Raw genomic sequence first — 17342 nt, forward strand, 5'->3', positions numbered from 1 at the left:
TTCGAGGTAGCTGGCGGCGACGGTGTCGTACGACTCCCGGACCGCCGCGAGGTAGGTGGGCTCAGGCATGCGGGCGACCATAGCCGGATCCACCGACGGCACGCAGCCACGCCAGAAATGAACCGGCGCCGCCCAGGTGGGGGTGGCGAACTGGACGATCCCGCCCGGAAAATCCTCAGTCGGCCCCGGCGGATGCCGACATCGGCAGGTGAAGGGCACTTACGGAGAGTGTCGTCACCTGTACGGAGAGGGATGGTCACGTGGGCGCAGTAGGGCACGACCCTCGCCTACCCGTCCTCCCGGACCCCCTGGGCGGCTTCCGCATCCTGGGGATGCGGATGCACGAGCTGACCATGAAGGGCCGCAACCCGGAGGCGCTGCGCGCGGCCGACATCGTGGAGCTCATCGGCCGCGTGGCCGGTGACGTCGGAGCCCAGCGGCTCGCCATCCAGACCCGGATGTACGCGCACATCGGGCTCGGCAACCTCCAGGAGGCGCTTGCCGCCGGCGAGTCGCTGCTGCGGGCGCACCGGGCCGCCGGCGCGCACGTCGCCGAGGCGAAGACGCTCGCCGACGTGGCCGAGGTCCTGATCCGCATGGGTCGCGTCGACGAGGGGCTGCACGCGGTGGCGCGGGCGCTCATCCTGCTGGAGCAGTCCCCGCGCAACCACGTCCGGTACCTGTCGGCGTTCTCCTCGGTCGGCGACGCCGCCCGCGCGGCCGAACTGTACGAATTGGCCGACCGGTCGGCGGCGGCGATGATGGAGGCCGGGCTGGCCGACCACCCCGACGTGGAGGCCGCCGAGCTGCAACGCGCCGAGTTCCTGGTGGAGTGGGCGCTGCGGCTGGACCACCTCGGCCGCACCGACGAGGCGAACGCCCGTTACCAGTTCAGCGTCCGGCTGATCCGGCCCTGGGTGGAGCGGTACGCCCGGTTCGGCCCCTCGGTCGACGCTCCGCTGGCCAACGCGGTCCTCGCGATCGCCCTGGCCAAGCTCGGCGAGGTCGACGAGGCCGTGGCGCTGGCCGAACCCATGATCGTTCCGCTGCGGGAGAAGGGCCAGTTCCACGAGGCCCGGCTGGCCCACCTCGCGTACGGGATCGCGCTGCGCGCCCGGGGCGACCACGACGGTGCCCGCCGGGAACTGGTGGCGGCCGAGGAACTGGCCGCGCACGCCGGGCAGGAGACCCAGCGGATGATCATGCAGCACGAGCTGGCGCTGCTCGCGGTCGTCGAGCACCCGGGCGCGGCCCGGCCCGTCCTGACCGCGCTGCGCGCCCAGGCCACGCACCTGTGGCACCTGCGGTTGGAGCGGATCGCGATGCTGCGCCAGGCCCGGCGCCGGGTCGAGCTGGAGGCCGAGCGTACCCGCGCCGACGAGGCGGCACTGCAGGACCCGCTCACCGGGCTGGGCAACCGCCGCCGGTTCGACCAGCAGATGGCGCTCCTCAGCCGGGACGGCGACCGCCGGTCGGGCCCGGTGGTGCTGTTGCTCGTCGACCTGGACAAGTTCAAGGACATCAACGACACGTACTCGCACGGCGTCGGCGACCGGGTCCTGGTCGAGATCGCGCGGACGATCCAGGCGCACTGCCGCCGGGTCGACGTGCCGGTACGCTTCGGCGGCGACGAGTTCGCCGTCTTCGTACACGGCGACCTGGCCACCGCCGCCCGGATCGGTGAGCGGGTGCGCCGCAGCGTCGCGACCTACCCGTGGCACGAGATCGCCTCCGGTATGCGGGTCACGGTCAGCGTGGGTGCGGCCTCCCTGCACGACGGCATGGGTGCCCGGCAGCTCTTCGACGCCGCCGACCGGCAGCTCTACGTCGCCAAGCACCGCGGCCGCGACCAGTTGGCCGCGTAACCGCCGACACTCGTCCCGGCGGTCCGCACATTTACCCCGGTGGAAGCCTGGGCGAATATGCTGAAATGCGCGTTATCGCAGCAAGAGGTTGGCCAACACGGTCAGTACGACCGAAGCGATGATCGAGAATAGGATCATCAGCAGGCATCCCAGGCCGCCGCCGAGGGGACGGATCTCCACACCTCCGACACGCATGTCCGTTCGGTACCCCGTCATTGTCTGGATCAATCCGCCCGTACCTATACCGGTGGCTCGCGCGTTGAGCGTTTTGGATGAGAATCTGGCGACGAGGCGAGGACTCAGGACACGTGACGAGCGAAACCGCCGACGCCGGTACGCCCCATGCGTGCAGCGTCCGGGTACTCACGCCCGACGGCACGATCGAGGACCGCTCCTACGAGCTACTGGAGGAGATCGGCAGCGGCGCCGCGGCGACCGTCTGGCGGGGACGGGACCGGGCCAGCGGCCGGGAGGTCGCGGTGAAGGTGCTCCACGAGGAGCAGGTCGGGCACCCGAAGGCGGTCGCGCGGTTCCTCCAGGAACGCTCGATCCTGCTGGCCCTGCGCCACGACAACATCGTCCGGGTACGCGACCTGATCGCCACCCCCGACGGGATGCTCGCGCTGGTCATGGACCTGGTGCACGGCGGGAGCCTGCGCGGGTACCTCGCCGAACGGGGTACCCTGCCGCTCGCGGAGGCCGCGTCGCTGCTGGCCCAGGTCGCCGACGGGTTGCACGCCGCGCACCTCCGGTCGGTGGTGCACCGCGACCTCAAGCCCGACAACGTGCTGGTCGACCGCGGGCTCGACGGCGCACCGCGGGCCCGGCTGACCGACTTCGGCATCGCCCGGGTCCTCGACCAGCCGGGGCTGACCACCGCGGGTGCGGTGATCGGCACTCCGAACTACATGGCGCCGGAGCTGATCGAGGGTGGCCTGCCCGGCCCCGGCGTCGACGTGTACGCGCTGGGCGTGATGTTCTACGAACTGCTCGTCGGCCGGCCGCCGTACGCCGACCAGATGCAGGCCACGATCCTGGTCCGGCACCTGCGCGGGGCGCCGCGCAAGCGGGCGGGCATCCCGAAGCCGGCATGGCGGCTGATCGAGTCGTGCCTGGCGCGCGATCCCGCCCGGCGGCCGTCCGCGGCGGCGCTGGGCGTCGCCCTGCGCGCGCTGGCGTTGCAGGCCGGTGGCGTGGCGGCGCTGCCCCGGCTCGCCCTCGACACCGGCCGGATGCCCGCCCGGCGGCGGCCGGCGCTCGCCGGCAGCCTGGTCGCCGTGGCGTGCGTGGCCGCCGCCCTGGTTGGGTTCGGCGGCAGGTACCTGATCGACTGGTACCCGCGGGTCGAGTCCGGCAACGCCGCGCCGCGGACCGGCCCGTCGCCCGTCACCAGCGCCCGGCCGAGCGGACCTGCCAGCGCGGCGCCCACGGCCACGCCGTCGCCGACCCCGTCACCCGCCGCGCCCACCCGCGGCCGGGTGGCGCTGCCCGGAGCCGCCAGCGCCGCGGTCAAGGTACCGCTGCCCCAGGTGTTCGGCTCGTGGCGGTGCCAGACCGGCCTCGCGTACGCGGCGAACCAGGGCGCGCTGGTACGGCCCTGCTACACCACCGGCCCGGCGGTACGGGTCCGGGGATCGATGCTGGGCGGGCAGTCCAACGTGAAGGTCGACCTGACCGTGGTGCTGCGGGACGCCGACACCGACGCGCAGGTGGCGACGAACACCTGCCCCGGTCTCACGCCCACCCCGACGGCGGTCGAGATGAGCTGCGGGCCGTTCGACGCCCAGCCGCCGCGTGGCCACCGGTACGTCGTCGTGGTGAGTTGGAGGTACCAGTCCGGGTCGGGGGTGCCCGGCGGGTCGACCCGGGGCGACGCCTTTTCCTGGTGACGGCGTCGCCCGGGTCGACCCGGGAGTCAGCCGGTGACGGCGCCGCGGTCCGGGTCCCGCCAGGCCCGCGCCATCCGCCGCAGGTCCGCCTGGCGCCAGCGCGGGGCGAGGCCCAGGTGGTACAGGCTCAGCCGGGTCGCGCCCGCGGCGCGCAGCCGGTCCAGGTGCGCCGGCAGCGCGTCCGGGTCGGCCGGCGGCAGGGCGGTGACGTAGGCGTCGACCGGCGTACCCGTCGCCGCCGCGCGGGCCACCAGGTCGGCGCTGTCCGGCGTGACCGGCCAGCACGGTACGAGCACCGCGTCGACATCGGCCGCCGCGGTCGGCGTCAACCCCGGCGAGGCGCCGGTCGCCCACGGGTCGGGGTGGGCGTGCAGCGTGACCGTTACCCCGGGCGCCCGCTCGCGGACCTCGGCCAGGACCCGGGCGCGCAGCGCGTCGGTGGCGGCGTGCCGGGCGGCGAGGAGCCGGTCGGCGCCGTCGACCCCGGCCGGCTGGTCGCCGAGCGCCTCCGCGCGGACCGCCGCGCGCAGCCGCTCGACGGTACGGTCCGGGTCGAGGCCCTGGCCGCGCCACCCGTCCCGGCATGCGGCGCAGCAGCACACCGACAGCAGTCCCTGCGCGTACGCCGTCCACGCGCCGTCGGTCTTCTCGTGCTGGTTGAGGTGGGTCAGGCCGAGCTGGCCGCACGCCTCCAGGGACACCTCGTCGACCGGTACGTCGCGCAGCGCCTCCGCGGCGAGGGTGGCCGCGTACTCGCGGACCTCCTCGCGGGCCGGGCACAGCGCGTACGGGTACGGCTCGCCGAAGCAGTTGACCACGGCGAGGTCGGGGTGGGCCGTGCCGAGCCGGGTGTTGTGGGTGAGCACGATCCAGGCGGCCACCCGTACGCCGGCGTCCCGGACGACCCGCGCCGCGGTGGCGAACGGGTCGGGGTCGTCGACCCAGGTCGCCGGTGTCGGCACCAGGCGCCGCCCCGTCCACGCCGCTTCGCGCACCGGCCGGTACAGCGCGGCGTGGTCGGCGCTGACGACCTGGTGGCGCGGGTGCAGGGGAGTGGCCGCCCGGGTCGAGTGGTACGCGGCGGCGAGGGTCACGGTGTCCACGCCGACCTCGGCGATCCGGTCGACGAACGCCGGGTCGCCGAGCACGTCCCATGGGTACGCGTGCCCCGCGACCCGTCCCTGATCTACCACGTCCCACTCCGTTCGCGACTGCGGGGCTCGCTTCGCTCACTCCTCGCGCTCACCACGTCCCACTCCGTTCGCGACTGCGGGGCTCGCTTCGCTCACTCCTCGCGCTCACCAACGGGGCCTCCGAAGCTCGTAGTCTGGCCGGAACTGCTTCATGTACCCGACGTCGTCGCGCGCCCGGATGCCGCAGCGCAGGTAGTCGGAGTGCATCCGGGCCAGCGCGTCGCGGTCGAGGGTGACGCCGAGGCCGGGTGCGTCCGGCGGGGTCACCGCACCGTCCACGAAGGACAGCGGGTGCTCGAGCACGTCCACCCCGAGCTGCCACGGCGTGTGGGTGTCGGCGGCGTACGTGAGGTTCGGCGTGGCGACGCCCAGGTGGACCATCGCCGCGAGGCTGATGCCGAGGTGGCTGTTGGAGTGCATGGACAGGCCGACGTCCCAGGTCTGGCAGGTGCCGGCCAGCCGCTGGGAGGCGCGCAGGCCGCCCCAGTAGTGGTGGTCGGACAGCACCACGCCGACGGCGCGCTGCTCGAAGCCGGGCTTGACGTCGGCGAACGAGATCACGCACATGTTGGTGGCCAGCGGCATCGGTGCCTCGCGGGCGACCGCGGCCATCCCCTCGATCGTCGGCGTCGGGTCCTCCAGGTACTCCAGCAGCCCGTCGGTTTCGCGTGCCACCGTGATCGAGGTCTCCACGCTCCAGGCGGCGTTGGGATCGAGCCGCAGCGGGTGGTCGGGGAACTCCGCGCGCAGCGCCCGGATCGCCTCGACCTCCTGCGCCGGCTCGAACACCCCGCCCTTGAGCTTGATCGACCTGAACCCGTACCGGTCGATCATCCGGCGGGCCTGGGCGACGATCCCGGCCGGGTCCACCGCCTCGCCCCACTCGTCGGGCTCCGCGCCCGGGTGGGCGGCCCACTTGTAGAACAGGTACGCCGAGAACGGCACCGACTCGCGGGCCCGACCGCCCAGCAGCGCCCACACCGGCCGGCCGGTAAGCCGACCCTGCAGGTCGAGGCAGGCGACCTCGAACGGCGAGAACACCCGCAGCAGGGTCTTCGCCACGGAGGAGCCGCCGGTGAGGCCGTGCAGGTCGGGCACGTCGACGTCGCCGACGGCCGTGGCGACCCGCCGGGACAGATCGGCCAGGTCGAACGGGTCCACGCCGACGACCGCCGCCCCGGCCCGGCGGACCAGCTCCAGGTGCGGTGCGTCGCCGTACGTCTCGCCGAGGCCGACCAGCTCGTCGCCGCAGCGCAGCTCGACGATCGTGCGAAGCGCCCACGGCTGGTGGATGCCGGAGGCGTTGAGCAGGGGAGGGTCCGGGAAGGCGACGGGCGTGACGACGACCTCGGTGACGCGCTCTGCGGTCACGTCAGTACCTCCCGACCCCGCTCGATGATCTCGGCCAGCTGCTTCACGTGCTCCGGTGTGGCGTCCACCAACGGTGGCCGTACCGGGCCCATGTCCAGGCCGGACAGCCGGGCGCCGGCCTTCACCAGGGCCACCGCGTAGCCGGGTACCGTGTCGCGCAGCGCCACGAACGGCAGGTAGAACTCCGACAGCAGGGCCCGGGCCGTGGCGGTGTCGTTGCCTGACACCGCACGGTAGAACGCGGTGGCGATGTCCGGGGCGAAGCACAGCACGGCCGACGAGTAGCTGTCCACGCCGATCGACTGGTACGCCTGGACCGACAGCTCCGCGGTCGGCAGCCCGTTGAGGAACCCGAACTCGCCGGCGCGCGGGTGGCCGCTGGTGCGTACCGCCGTGACCAGGCGCAGCATCTCGACCACGTCGCCGCGGCCGTCCTTGATACCGGCGACCGTGGGCACGTCGAGCAGCGCCACGGCGGCGGCCGGGTCGAGTACGGCGTTGGTGCGCTGGTACACCACCAAGGGCAGCGGGGTCGCCGCGGCGACGTACTTCACGTGCCGTACCAGGCCGGCCGGGGTGGAGGCGACCAGGTACGGCGGGAGCAGCAGCAGCCCGTCGGCGCCGTGGTCGGCCGCGGCCGCGGCGAACTCGCGGGCCTGCTGCGGGCCGCCGCCGGCGCCGGCGTAGACCGGAACCCGCCCGGCGGCGACCCGGACCGCCGTGGCGACCACGTCGCGGTACTCGGCCAGCGACAGCGCCGTGTACTCGCCGGTGCCGCACGCCACGAACAGTCCGGAGGGGCCGGCCGCGATCTGGCGCTCCACGTGCTCGGCGAACACGGAGAGGTCGACGGAGTCGTCAGGGGTGAACGGGGTCAGCGGAAAGGACAGCAGACCGGTGATGCGCATCGGGTTCCTTCGGGTTGACGGCTGTGGTGACGGCGGCGTTGACGTCAGTGCTGCCAGCGGGGTAGGCGGCGGTGCTGCCAGCGGGGTTGACGGCGGTGCTGCCAGCGGGGTTGACGGCGGTGGAGGCGGCGCTTCAGCCCTTGACCGCACCGGAGGTGAGGCCCTTCATGAACTGGCGCTGGAACGACAGGAAGACGATGACCGACGGCAGCAGGGCGAGCACCGCCGCGGCGAGCAGGACGCCGAGGCCGGCCTGGTCGTCGCTGCGCAGCGTGCGCAGGGCGAGCGACAACGTGTACTGGTGGGAGTCCTGGGCGACCAGCAGCGGCAGGATGTACTGGTCCCAGATCATGCTGAAGCCGAGGATGCCGACGACGCCCAGGGCCGGCTGGCACAGCGGGAGGATGACCGACCAGAACACGCGGAACTCGCCGGCGCCGTCGATGCGGGCCGCCTCCTCCAGCTCGGCCGGGATCTCCTTCATGAACTCGGTCATCACCACGATCGAGACCGCCCACGCGCCGACCGGGATGATCATGCCCCAGAGCGTGTTCAGGATGCTGACGTGTACCACCGGCAGGTCGCCCAGGACCAGTGACAGCGGGATGGCCAGGATCTCCTCGGGCAGCATCATCGTGCTCAGGATGAGCAGCAGTACCAGTGTCGCGCCGCGGAACGTCCTGCGCGCCAGGGCGTACCCGGCGAGCACGGTGACGAACACCTGCAACAGCAGTCCACCGCCGACGACCACGAACGAGTTGAACAGGAAGAGCAGGGCGCCCCGTCCGATGGCGACGTCGTAGTTGCGCAGGGTCGGCCGGTCCGGCCAGATGGTGAACCGGCTCGGGTCGCTGACCGTGGTGAACGACGAGACGAGCAGCGCCACCAGCGGGCCGGCGAACACCACGACCAGGAGGGTGTACAGCGCGATCTTCGCCACCCCGGCCGCCGGCCCGCCGCGCGCCTGCAGGCCGAGCGCGGTCTCCGTGCGACTCATCGCGCCTCCTCCACCGTCAGCGGGGTTTCCCGGCGGCGGCGCGACGCCTGTACCAGCAGCGTCAGCAGGACGGTCGCGACCAGCAGCACGACCGACCCGGCCGCGGCGACGCCCAGTTCGTTGCGCTCCAGCCCGAGCTTGTAGATGAGCGTCATCAGCACCTCGGTCGAGCCGCTGGGCGCTCCGTTGGTCAGAAGGAAGATCTCGGTGAACACCCGCAGGCCCCGGATCGCGGCGAGGGTGAACAGGATCGTGAAGACCGGGCGCAGCGCCGGCAGTGTGATGTGCCACAGCCGGCGCAGCGTCCCGGCACCGTCCACGTCGGACGCCTCGTACAGGGTGCGGTCGATGCCGGCCAGCCCGGCCAGGAAGATCATCATGTCGTACGGCGCGCCGCGCCAGACGCCGACGACCATGACCGACGCCAGCGAGGTGTGCTCGTCGTTCAGGAACTGCGACGGTCCGAGCCCGACCCACCCGAGCAGGGTGTTGATCACGCCGTCGGGCGCCGGGTAGTACAGCACCCGCCACACCTCGGCCACCACCGCCATCGCGACGACGGCCGGCAGGAACACCGCGGTGCGTACGAACCACAGATGCCGGGCCTGCCCCTCCAGCAGCAGCGCGAGGACCAGGCCGAGGATGATCGAGCCGGCCGTCTGGCCGACCGCCAGGACCACGGTGTGCCAGACGGCGGCCGTGACGTTCGGGTCGTCCGCGATCGCCTGGTAGTTGGTCGTACCGACCCACCGGTCACCCAGGTACGGGCGGACCTCGTGGAAGCTCATCCCGATGGCGCGCACCATCGGGACGAACTTGAACGTGGCGAAGATGAGCAGCGCCGGGGCGAGGAACAGCCACGGGGTCAGCGGGTTGCCGCGACGGCCGGCGACCGCCCACTGACCACCGGTGCCGCGCATCAGCCCGCCACCCCCTGCCTGGTCAGCTCCGCGCCGAACGAGCTGGCCAGCTTGTCCAGTTCCGCCTTGGGGTCGGAGCCGCAGTTGGCCACGATCCCGTTGATCGTCTCGGCCGAGCTCTGGCGGAACGCGGTCCAGTTCGGCAGGTGCGGGAAGTACCGGCCGCCGTCGCTGTACGCCTTGGCGAAGACGTCCCAGCGCGGGTCCTTGCGCAGGGACGGCATGTCGATCGTCGTGTTGACCGGCAGCCGCACGACCGCGCCCTCGGCGTTGTCGACGGACATGCCGATCGTCTGGCCCTCCGTCGAGATCGCGTACTCGGCGAACTTCTGCTGGCCGGCCTGGTTCCTCGAGCCCGCCATCAGGTAGATGTTCTCGCCCTCGGCCAGGGAGACCGACCTGCCGGACGGGCCGGCCGGCAGCGCGACCACCTCGTACCTGTCCCTGCCGAGGGTGCGGTCGAAGCGGCCCAGCAGGTACGGCCCGGTGAAGTAGATGCCGACCTTGCCGCTCTCGAACGCCTGGTGCGCCGGGGTGGTCTCCATGGTCACCGCGCCCGGCTGGACGACCTTGGAGTCGCAGAACAGGCCCTTGAACCAGGTGGTGCTCGACAGCGCCGCGGGGCTGTTGACCGCCTGGGTGTACCTGCCGTTCCTGGCGGTGAAGAAGTCGCCGCCGCCCGACCACAGGAAGCTGGAGAAGAACCAGGACATGTACCCGCGCTTGGTCGCTCCGGGCACGTTGAAGCCGTACGTGTCGGCCTTGCCGTTGCCGTCGGGGTCGGAGTCGGTGAAAGCCTTCGCGAGGGAGACCAGGTCGTCCCAGTTCTTCGGCTGTCCGGCGCCGACCCTCTTCCGCCAGTCGGAGCGGATGAGCAGGGCGAACGACTGCGCGGAGAACGGGACGCCGTAGTACTTGTTGTCGGAGGCCTGCGCGGCGGACCAGCTCACCGCGGTCAGGTTGCCGCCACCGGCGATCGTGGACTTGTCGACCGGCCGCACGATGCCCTGCTTGACCATCGTGCCGACCTGGTCGGTGTCGTTGATGACGAGGTCGGGCAGCTTCTTCGTCGCCGCCGCCTGCTGGAGCTTGGTTTCGAAGTCGTCGAAGAGCGCGGTCACGTTCGTCGGGATGCCGGTCTTCGCGGTGAACGTCGCCGCGAGGTCCTTGAACACCTTCTCCGTCGGGCTCCCGGCGGGCTTGCGCACCCAGATCTCCAACTGCGCCTTGGGATCCTGGTGCACCGCCCGGGGAGATGACCCGCCGCCGCAGGCGGCGGTGCCTAACACCATCAGCAGGGCCGCGCACCCCACCGCGGCCCGGTGGCGCGTCGCGCGTCCGGCCAGCTTGGTCACCGACACGGGTGCCTCCTGTCCATATATGTGGATGGCTTCCTTCAACATGGAGGACTTGTAGCGGACAAGGTAGCGGCCGGTATCATGCCGGTCAACAGATAGAAATATTTGAAAGTCGGGGTGGGGGATGACATCGCCCGGTGACGACCGCGGTCATCTGGTCAAGTCCGCGGAGCGCACCGTGCGCATCCTGGAGGCACTGGCCGCGTCACCGCAGAAACTCACGCTGTCGCAACTGCAGGCGCGGGTGGGATATCCGCGTTCGAGCCTGCACGCGCTGGTACGCACCCTGCGCGACCTGCGGTGGGTGGAGGCGGACGACAGCGGCTCGGCGATCGGCATCGGCCCGCACGCCCTGCTCGCGGGCACCGCCTACCTGGACCGCGACCCGGCGTTGCCGTACGCCCACGCGGCCCTGGAGGACCTGCGCCAGGAGGTCGGCTACACCATCCACTACGCCCGCCGCGACGACGCGCACGTGCTGTACCTCGCCTCCCGGGAGTCGCGGGACGCGGTCCGGGTCATCCCGCGGGTCGGGCGCCGACTGCCGGCGCACCTGACCGCACTCGGCCAGGCGCTGCTGGCCCAGCTCACCACGGACGAGGTCGACGCGCTGCTGCCCGCCGAGCTGGTCGCGTACACCGAGCGGACCATCACCGACCGCGCCGCGCTGCACCAGGCGCTCGACGAGGTCCGCGGACGTGGCTGGGCCGCCGAGTGCGGACAGGGCACGATCGGGGTGTCCTGCGTGGCCGCCGCCGTCGACTACCGGATTCCCGCGACCGACGCGATCAGTTGCTCGATGCCGGTCGAGGCGGCCACCGACTCCGAGATCGAACGGGTTGCCGACGCGGTCGTCACGCACACCCGGCGGCTGGCGCAGGCGCTGCGGCGGGCCGGGATCCGCTGACCGGACATGCGGCGGGGGCACCGTGGCGCCACGATGCCCCCGCCGCGATCGGGTTCGATCAGATCTGCACTCCCCGGCACTGCACCGTCTGGCAGCGGGCGGCCGTCCACAGCCCCGCCGGCGGGTTGAGCACCGGTGCCACCTTCAGCCCGTTGCGGCTGGTCGGTGAGCCGAGCCGGAGCGGGTCACGCCGGCTGGCCCCGGTCGGGGCGGTCGGTGTCGGCGCGGCCGTGCCCGTCGGGGTGGCCGCGGGGGTGGAGGCGCCGGGCGTCGGGGTCGTACCGGGCGCCGGGGTCGCGCCGGGCGCGGCGTCGTAGCGGAACGCCCGCGCCATCGTGACCGACCGCCCGGACGGGTCGCCGACCGTCACGTCGACGACCGAGCCGGCCGTACCGGAGGGGGTGATCACGGTCAGGCTCGACGTGCCGCGGCTCGACACGTACGCGCCCACCCCGCCGATCTTGACCACCGGGGAGGCGGGGAAGCCGGATCCGATGATCATGACCGTGGTGCCCCCACCGGCCGGGCCATTGGCCGGCGTCACCGACGTGATGGTGATGCCGTTGCCGGTGACCGGCGACGGTGCCGGTGCCGGTGCCGGTGCCGCGGTCTGCGTCGGGCCGGGCGCCGTGGGCACGGGACCGGGGACCGTCGGCCGGGCCGTCGGAGTCGCCCCGGGCTGGGGCGCGGCGGTCGGCTTCGGGGTGGTACCCGGAGCCGGAACGGTACCGGTCGACGGCGACGGCCCGGTACCCGGCTGCGGGCTGGTACCCGTTCCCGGCTGCGGGCTGGTACCCGTACCGGGCTGCGGGCTGGTGCCGGTTCCCGGCTGCGGGCTCGTACCGGGCGCCGGCGTCGGGCCGGTGGTCGGCCGGGGACCGCTCGTCGGCTGCGTGCCGGGCCCCGGCGTCACGCCCGGACCCGGGGTGGTACGGGGCGCCGTCGGCGTCGGCGTACCCGGCCGGGGCGAGGTGGTCACCGGAGTGGTCGTACCCGGCCGGGGCGTTCCGCCGCCCGGCGCGGTGGTCGCCGGCGCGGGTGTCGGGGCGGCGGGTGTCGGGGCGGCGGTCGCCCCGCCGACGGTGAAGACGACCGCGTTCGACGTGCCGTACGCGTACCCGGAGTCGGCGACCGCCACGAGGTCCACGACGAGGGCGTAGTCGCCAGCGGGCAGCGTCGCGCCCACGGACGCCCGGATCCCGACGCCGGTCAGGGTCGGATCCGCCCCGGCCACGCCGGACTCGGGACCGAGCAGGAACTGGCCGCCTGAATCGGTGGTGATCTCGGCGCCGTTGACCGTCACCGGCTGGTCGAGCACGGCGTACGTGGTGCCGCCGATGTTGGTGAGCAGGGTGGCCCGCGGCGTCACGGCGGTGCCCGCCGGTACCGCGCCCGGCGCCGCCTTCACCGTCACCGTGCCGGTGTGCGGCGTATCCGCGGTGAAGTCGTTGAACGCGGCGGCGTCGACGGTGATCCCGCTCGCGGCGAGCGCGCGGTCGGCGTTGAGCCGGGCACCGGTGATCGACTTGCCCTGGTACGCGGGGACCGGGTCGGCCGTGTCCATCAGCCGCTGGCGTACCGCGGCCGGCGCCAGGCCCGGATCCGCCGACATCACCAGCGCCGCGGCGGCGGCCACGTGCGGCGACGCCATCGAGGTGCCCTGCATCGCGGCGTACCCGCCGGGGACGGTGGAGATGATGTAGTGGCCCGGTGCGAACAGATCGACCGAGGTCGCGCCGTAGTTGGAGAAGCCGGCGACCTGGTCGGCGGCGGTCGACGCGCCCACCGAGACGATGTTGTCCAGCGGCAGGTCGGCCGGCCACTGCGGGGCCGTGTCGGTGTTGGTGGCGTCGTTGCCGGCCGCGGCCACGACGATGACACCCTTGCTACCCGCGTACACGATCGCGTCCTCCAGGTCGCGCACGCCCGACCGCGGGACGGCACCGGGGGTGGTGCCCAGGCTGGCGTTGACGACCTTCGCGCCGTTGTCGGCGGCGTACCGGATGCCCCGCGCGACGTCGGACATCCACATCGACCCGTTGGCGCTGACCTTCACCGACATGATCGTGGCGCCCGGTGCCAGGCCGGCGGTGCCCTGGCCGTTGTTCGGGATGGCCGCGATCGTGCCGGCCACGTGGGTGCCGTGGTCGTTGCTGTCGGCCGGGTCGTAGACGGTGTTGTCGTTGTGGACGAAGTCCCAGCCCTCGCAGTCGTCGACGTAGCCGTTGTGGTCGTCGTCGATGCCGTTGCCGCAGATCTCGTTCGGGTTGTGCCACAGCGGCGGCAGGTCCGGGTGGTTGTTCTGGACGCCGGTGTCGACCACGGCGACGACGACGCCGGTACCCGTGCCGCGACGGTTGGCCTCCACCCCGTCGACGTCCGCGTCGAACACGGCGGGGTAGCCGCCGACCGTGCCACCGAGGTTCTCCAGCGCCCACAGCGACGAGCGGTACGTGTCGTCCGCGGTGGCCTGCATCAGCACGTCGGAGCGGGCGGGCAGACCGGACAGCGCGGACACCCGGTCGGCCGGCAGGTTGCCGGTCACCTTCCAGGTGGTCGGGCTCACCGGCTCGAGGTCCACCACGTCCGGGTTGGACGCCAGGGCGCGCAGCGGTGCGGGTACGTCCCTGGTCGCGCTCGCCGCCTGGGCGGCGCCGGCCGTCACGTCGACGCTGCCGCCGTCGGTCAGGATGGCCAGCACCCGGCCGTTCTCGCCCCGTTCGAGGCGGTCCACCCGGCCCTGGTACCGGGCCAGCACGGCCAGGTCGACACCGGCGCCCGACGGTGTGGCGTCGCCCGCCGCCACGATCGGCGTGTCCGCCGGTAGGTCCACCAGCACGTGCTGGTACGAGTCGGTAGGGGGTTGCGCCTGCTGCAGGGGGCGCAGCGGCAACACGTCCGGGCCGGACATCGCCACGGCGGCGGTCGCCGTGCCGGCCAGGACGGCGGCAAGGCCACCGACCACGATCCTGCTTCGAAGCCTGTCGGTCCTCACCCGCGGTCCTCCCCGGTCACGCACCATCCATGGACTCTCAAGGACAGCCGATCGCCGTAGCCGGTCGGGTGAACGACGGGTGCGGGCCGGTTGCGGGTCCGCCCGCGGCCGGTCAGACCGCGACCGCCTTCAGCCGGTCAGACCGCGAGGTCGAGGAGGGACCCGCGCCGGCCGGGACCGCCCACCAGCCGCTCGATCAGGTCAGCGTGAACGGCGCGCGCGGTGGACAGCACCGCGATTCCCGTGGAGAACCGGTTCTGCGCGAGGGCCAGCTGCACCGTGGCGGTGCCCAGGTCGGTGTCGCTCATCCGGGCCGCCGCCGCGGTCAGGCCGTCCGCGGTGACGTCCGCGACCTGCGCCGACCGGGTCAGCGCGGTCGCCTGCGCGCCGAGCGTGGTGCGCGTCGACATCACCTGTGCCAGCGCGCTGTCGATGGCGTCGACGCCCGCCTGACCGGGTGTCCAGCCGGCCAGCCCCAGCGCCCGCGTGTCGAGCAGCGGGATCACCGCGTCGAACCCGTCGCCGGCGTCCGCTCCCTGTTGGACGTACAGCCGGACCGGCTTCTCCCGCTGGGCGGGGACCTCGGGCCGGCCGGGAACGCCCGGTACGGCGTCGGCCCCGCCGGTGGTCGTCGGATTGTCCAGGCCGAGCGAGGCCGTGGCCCCGCCCGTGACGGTCACGCTGCTCGCCGCGCCGGTGTCCCCCGCGGTCACGGTCAGCGCACCGCTGCCGGTCAGGGCGAAGGCCACCCCGGCCAGCGCGGCGGCGGTCGTCGCGTCGGCGCCGGCGAGCGCGGCCGTCCACGCCGTCCGTACCCCGGACAGCGCGTCCTGCGCGGTGGCGTACGTGTCCGGTGCGAGGTGCAGCGTGAGGGTGCTGCCGGCGGTGGACACGGTCAGGTCGTCCCCGGCTGCGGCCGGGGGAGCGGTGCCACCGCCCGGGGCGCCGACCGCGAACGCGCCGAACGGCGACCCGGTCAGGACCGCGGCCCGCGCCGGCACCGGAGGGACCGGCACCACGGCGGGCTGGTAGGGCACGGCGGTTCCGGGCTGCCCGGTGAACACCGGGCGGCCGGAGACGCGCAACGCCAGTACGGCGTCGATGCTTGCCAGGCCCTGCCGCGCCTCGACGTCGAGGGCGGCCCGCCCGTCCGGGCCGAGGGCCCCGTTGCCGGCCTGTACGCCGAGCTCACGCAGCCGCTGCAGGATGCCGGTGACCGTGCCGAACGCCCCGTCGATGGCGGTGAGGGAGTCGACGACCTCCCGCACGCCCTTCGCCGCGACCGTCAGCCCCCGCGCCCGCGTGGTCAGGTCGGTGGAGACGCTCAGGCCGGCGGCGTCGTCCGCGGCGGAGTTGATCCGCCGTCCCGAGGCCAGGCCGGCCTGCACGGCCCGGACGGCGGCAGCCGATCGCCCGAGCGCGTTGACCGCGCCCGAGCCGCCGCTCATCACGATCCCGATCACGCTGTCCCCTCGGCACTCTCCGGCTGTTCGGACCATCGGCGTCGAGGCGGGTGAGTTGAGAGGAATCGGGCCGGCCGGGCGGCCGGGTCAGGCCACGGGCGGGGTCAGCCCCAGGAAGCCGGGCAGGTCCAGGCGGCGGATCTTGCCGGTGCTGGTCCGGGGCAGGTCCGGCACGAGGTGGTACTCCTTCGGACGGCGGGCCGGGGCGAGCCGCTGCCGCGCGTACCGGTCCAGGGCGGCGACGTCGACGGACCCGACGACGGCCGCGGCCAGCCGCTGCCCCCAGCGGTCGTCGGCCACCCCGAACACGGCGACCTCGGCCACGCCGGGGTGCTCGGCCAGGACCAGTTCGACCTCGCGCGGGTACACGTTGACGCCGCCGGTGATGACCAGGTCGTCGCGGCGCCCGTCGAGGTACAGGTACCCATCGGCGTCCAGCCGGCCGACGTCGCCGACGGTGAACTCGTCGCCGTGCCACGCGGCGGCCGTCTTGGCCGCGTCGCCCCAGTAGCTGAAGCGGGCGTACCCCGGTACCCGGCACCAGATCACGCCGTCGGCGTCCACCCGCAGCGACCGGCCCGGCCGGGCCCGGCCCACACTGTCCGGCCGGGCCGTCCACTCGGCCGTCGAACAGGTGGTGAACTGGCCCTCGGTGGAGCCGTAGAACTCGTACACCGAACCGGGCGGGAACGCCTCGACGACCCGTCGTTTCAGCGGGTACGGGCAGGGCTCCCCGGCGTGCGCCAGCAGCCGGAACGACGACAGGTCGGGCCGGCCGGGCCCGGCATCGGCGGCGGCCAGCAGCCGGCGCAGCTGCGTCGGTACGCAGAACGCCGTCGTCGGCCGGTACCGCGCGATGACGTCGAGCATCCGGGTCGGGTCGAAGCGGCCGGGCAGGATCACCGTGCCGCCGCGCAGCAGCGTGCCCATGGCGAAGCGCAGCGGCGCCGAGTGGTACAGCGGCGAGAGCACCAGATGCCGGTCGCCTTCGGCGAACCCCCAGAGCGCGACCTCCTCGTCGAGCAGGGCTCGGGCATCCGCCTCGCCGAGGACACCTGACCAGACGCCCTTGCGCCGCCCGGTGGTACCCGAGGTGTAGTGCATCGGCCGGCCCAGCGGGACCGGGGCGAGGTCGGCCGGCGGCCCCGCCAGCAGCCGGTCCAGCCCGGCCGCGTCGTCCACCACCAACGCCGGCCGGCAGTCGGCGAGGACGTGCGCGCGCTCGTCGGCCGGCATCGCCGGATCGGCGACCACCGGGACGATCCCGCACCGCAGCGCGCCGAGGACGGTCGCGAGCAGGCCGGGTGACGGGGCGAGCAGCAGGGCCACCCGGTCACCGGGGGAGAGCCCGGCCGCGACCAGCGCCCCGGCCACCCGTCGCTGCTGCGCCTCGCTGTCGGACCCTGTCACGATCGCCACCACCGTCGAACGGTACCCGGCGGGCTGATGGGGAACAGAACGGACAGGTGGGGTGTT

General features: G+C 73.4%; 12 protein-coding genes. 3 read left to right on the top strand and 9 right to left on the bottom strand.

Annotation, left to right across the window (positions count from 1 at the left end):
* Window positions 1-260 precede the first annotated feature (260 nt).
* Window positions 261-1865, top strand: coding sequence for a GGDEF domain-containing protein (locus tag ACNTMW_RS23740; protein ID WP_426635975.1), 1605 nt, complete (start codon window positions 261-263; stop codon window positions 1863-1865).
* A 308-nt stretch (window positions 1866-2173) separates the two neighbouring features.
* The gene (locus tag ACNTMW_RS23745) at window positions 2174-3754 is read left to right on the top strand and encodes a serine/threonine-protein kinase (protein WP_426635976.1); all 1581 of its coding nucleotides are present in this window, start codon (window positions 2174-2176) and stop codon (window positions 3752-3754) included.
* A 26-nt stretch (window positions 3755-3780) separates the two neighbouring features.
* On the opposite strand, the gene ACNTMW_RS23750 is transcribed toward ACNTMW_RS23745, so the two are convergent.
* The 6 genes from ACNTMW_RS23750 to ACNTMW_RS23775 form a co-directional block, all read right to left on the bottom strand.
* The gene (locus ACNTMW_RS23750) at window positions 3781-4947 is read right to left on the bottom strand and encodes an alpha-amylase family protein (protein ID WP_426635977.1); all 1167 of its coding nucleotides are present in this window, start codon (window positions 4945-4947) and stop codon (window positions 3781-3783) included.
* Window positions 4948-5052: 105 nt separating this feature from the next.
* Entirely contained in the window at window positions 5053-6318 is a 1266-nt protein-coding gene (locus ACNTMW_RS23755) for a glucarate dehydratase family protein (protein WP_426635978.1), read from the bottom strand.
* Complete coding sequence (locus tag ACNTMW_RS23760; protein ID WP_426635979.1) at window positions 6315-7226, bottom strand: 5-dehydro-4-deoxyglucarate dehydratase; 912 nt, start codon at window positions 7224-7226, stop codon at window positions 6315-6317. Before ACNTMW_RS23760 ends, ACNTMW_RS23755 begins: the two co-directional genes overlap by 4 nt.
* A 133-nt stretch (window positions 7227-7359) precedes the next feature.
* Entirely contained in the window at window positions 7360-8223 is an 864-nt protein-coding gene (locus ACNTMW_RS23765; protein WP_426635980.1) for a carbohydrate ABC transporter permease, read from the bottom strand.
* Window positions 8220-9143: a carbohydrate ABC transporter permease gene (locus ACNTMW_RS23770; protein WP_426635981.1), complete on the bottom strand. Its 924-nt coding sequence runs from the start codon at window positions 9141-9143 to the stop codon at window positions 8220-8222. Before ACNTMW_RS23770 ends, ACNTMW_RS23765 begins: the two co-directional genes overlap by 4 nt.
* Window positions 9143-10546 (bottom strand): sugar ABC transporter substrate-binding protein, encoded by a 1404-nt coding sequence (locus tag ACNTMW_RS23775; protein ID WP_426635982.1) that lies wholly within the window; start codon window positions 10544-10546, stop codon window positions 9143-9145. Before ACNTMW_RS23775 ends, ACNTMW_RS23770 begins: the two co-directional genes overlap by 1 nt.
* A gap of 79 nt (window positions 10547-10625) precedes the next feature.
* Between ACNTMW_RS23775 and ACNTMW_RS23780 the strand changes: the two genes are divergently transcribed.
* Window positions 10626-11408: an IclR family transcriptional regulator gene (locus ACNTMW_RS23780; RefSeq protein ID WP_426635983.1), complete on the top strand. Its 783-nt coding sequence runs from the start codon at window positions 10626-10628 to the stop codon at window positions 11406-11408.
* 58 nt (window positions 11409-11466) lie between these two features.
* Here ACNTMW_RS23780 and ACNTMW_RS23785 read toward each other — a convergent pair whose 3' ends face one another.
* From ACNTMW_RS23785 to ACNTMW_RS23795, 3 genes are all read right to left on the bottom strand, one after another.
* On the bottom strand, window positions 11467-14403 hold the full coding sequence (locus ACNTMW_RS23785; RefSeq protein ID WP_426635984.1) for a S8 family serine peptidase: 2937 nt from the start codon (window positions 14401-14403) through the stop codon (window positions 11467-11469).
* 137 nt (window positions 14404-14540) lie between these two features.
* The gene (locus ACNTMW_RS23790; protein WP_426635985.1) at window positions 14541-15866 is read right to left on the bottom strand and encodes a flagellin N-terminal helical domain-containing protein; all 1326 of its coding nucleotides are present in this window, start codon (window positions 15864-15866) and stop codon (window positions 14541-14543) included.
* A gap of 87 nt (window positions 15867-15953) precedes the next feature.
* The gene (locus tag ACNTMW_RS23795; protein WP_426635986.1) at window positions 15954-17276 is read right to left on the bottom strand and encodes a class I adenylate-forming enzyme family protein; all 1323 of its coding nucleotides are present in this window, start codon (window positions 17274-17276) and stop codon (window positions 15954-15956) included.
* Between the last annotated feature and the right edge of the window lie 66 nt (window positions 17277-17342).

This window comes from Planosporangium spinosum (genome assembly GCF_049999945.1).
Lineage (GTDB): Bacteria > Actinomycetota > Actinomycetes > Mycobacteriales > Micromonosporaceae > Planosporangium > Planosporangium spinosum.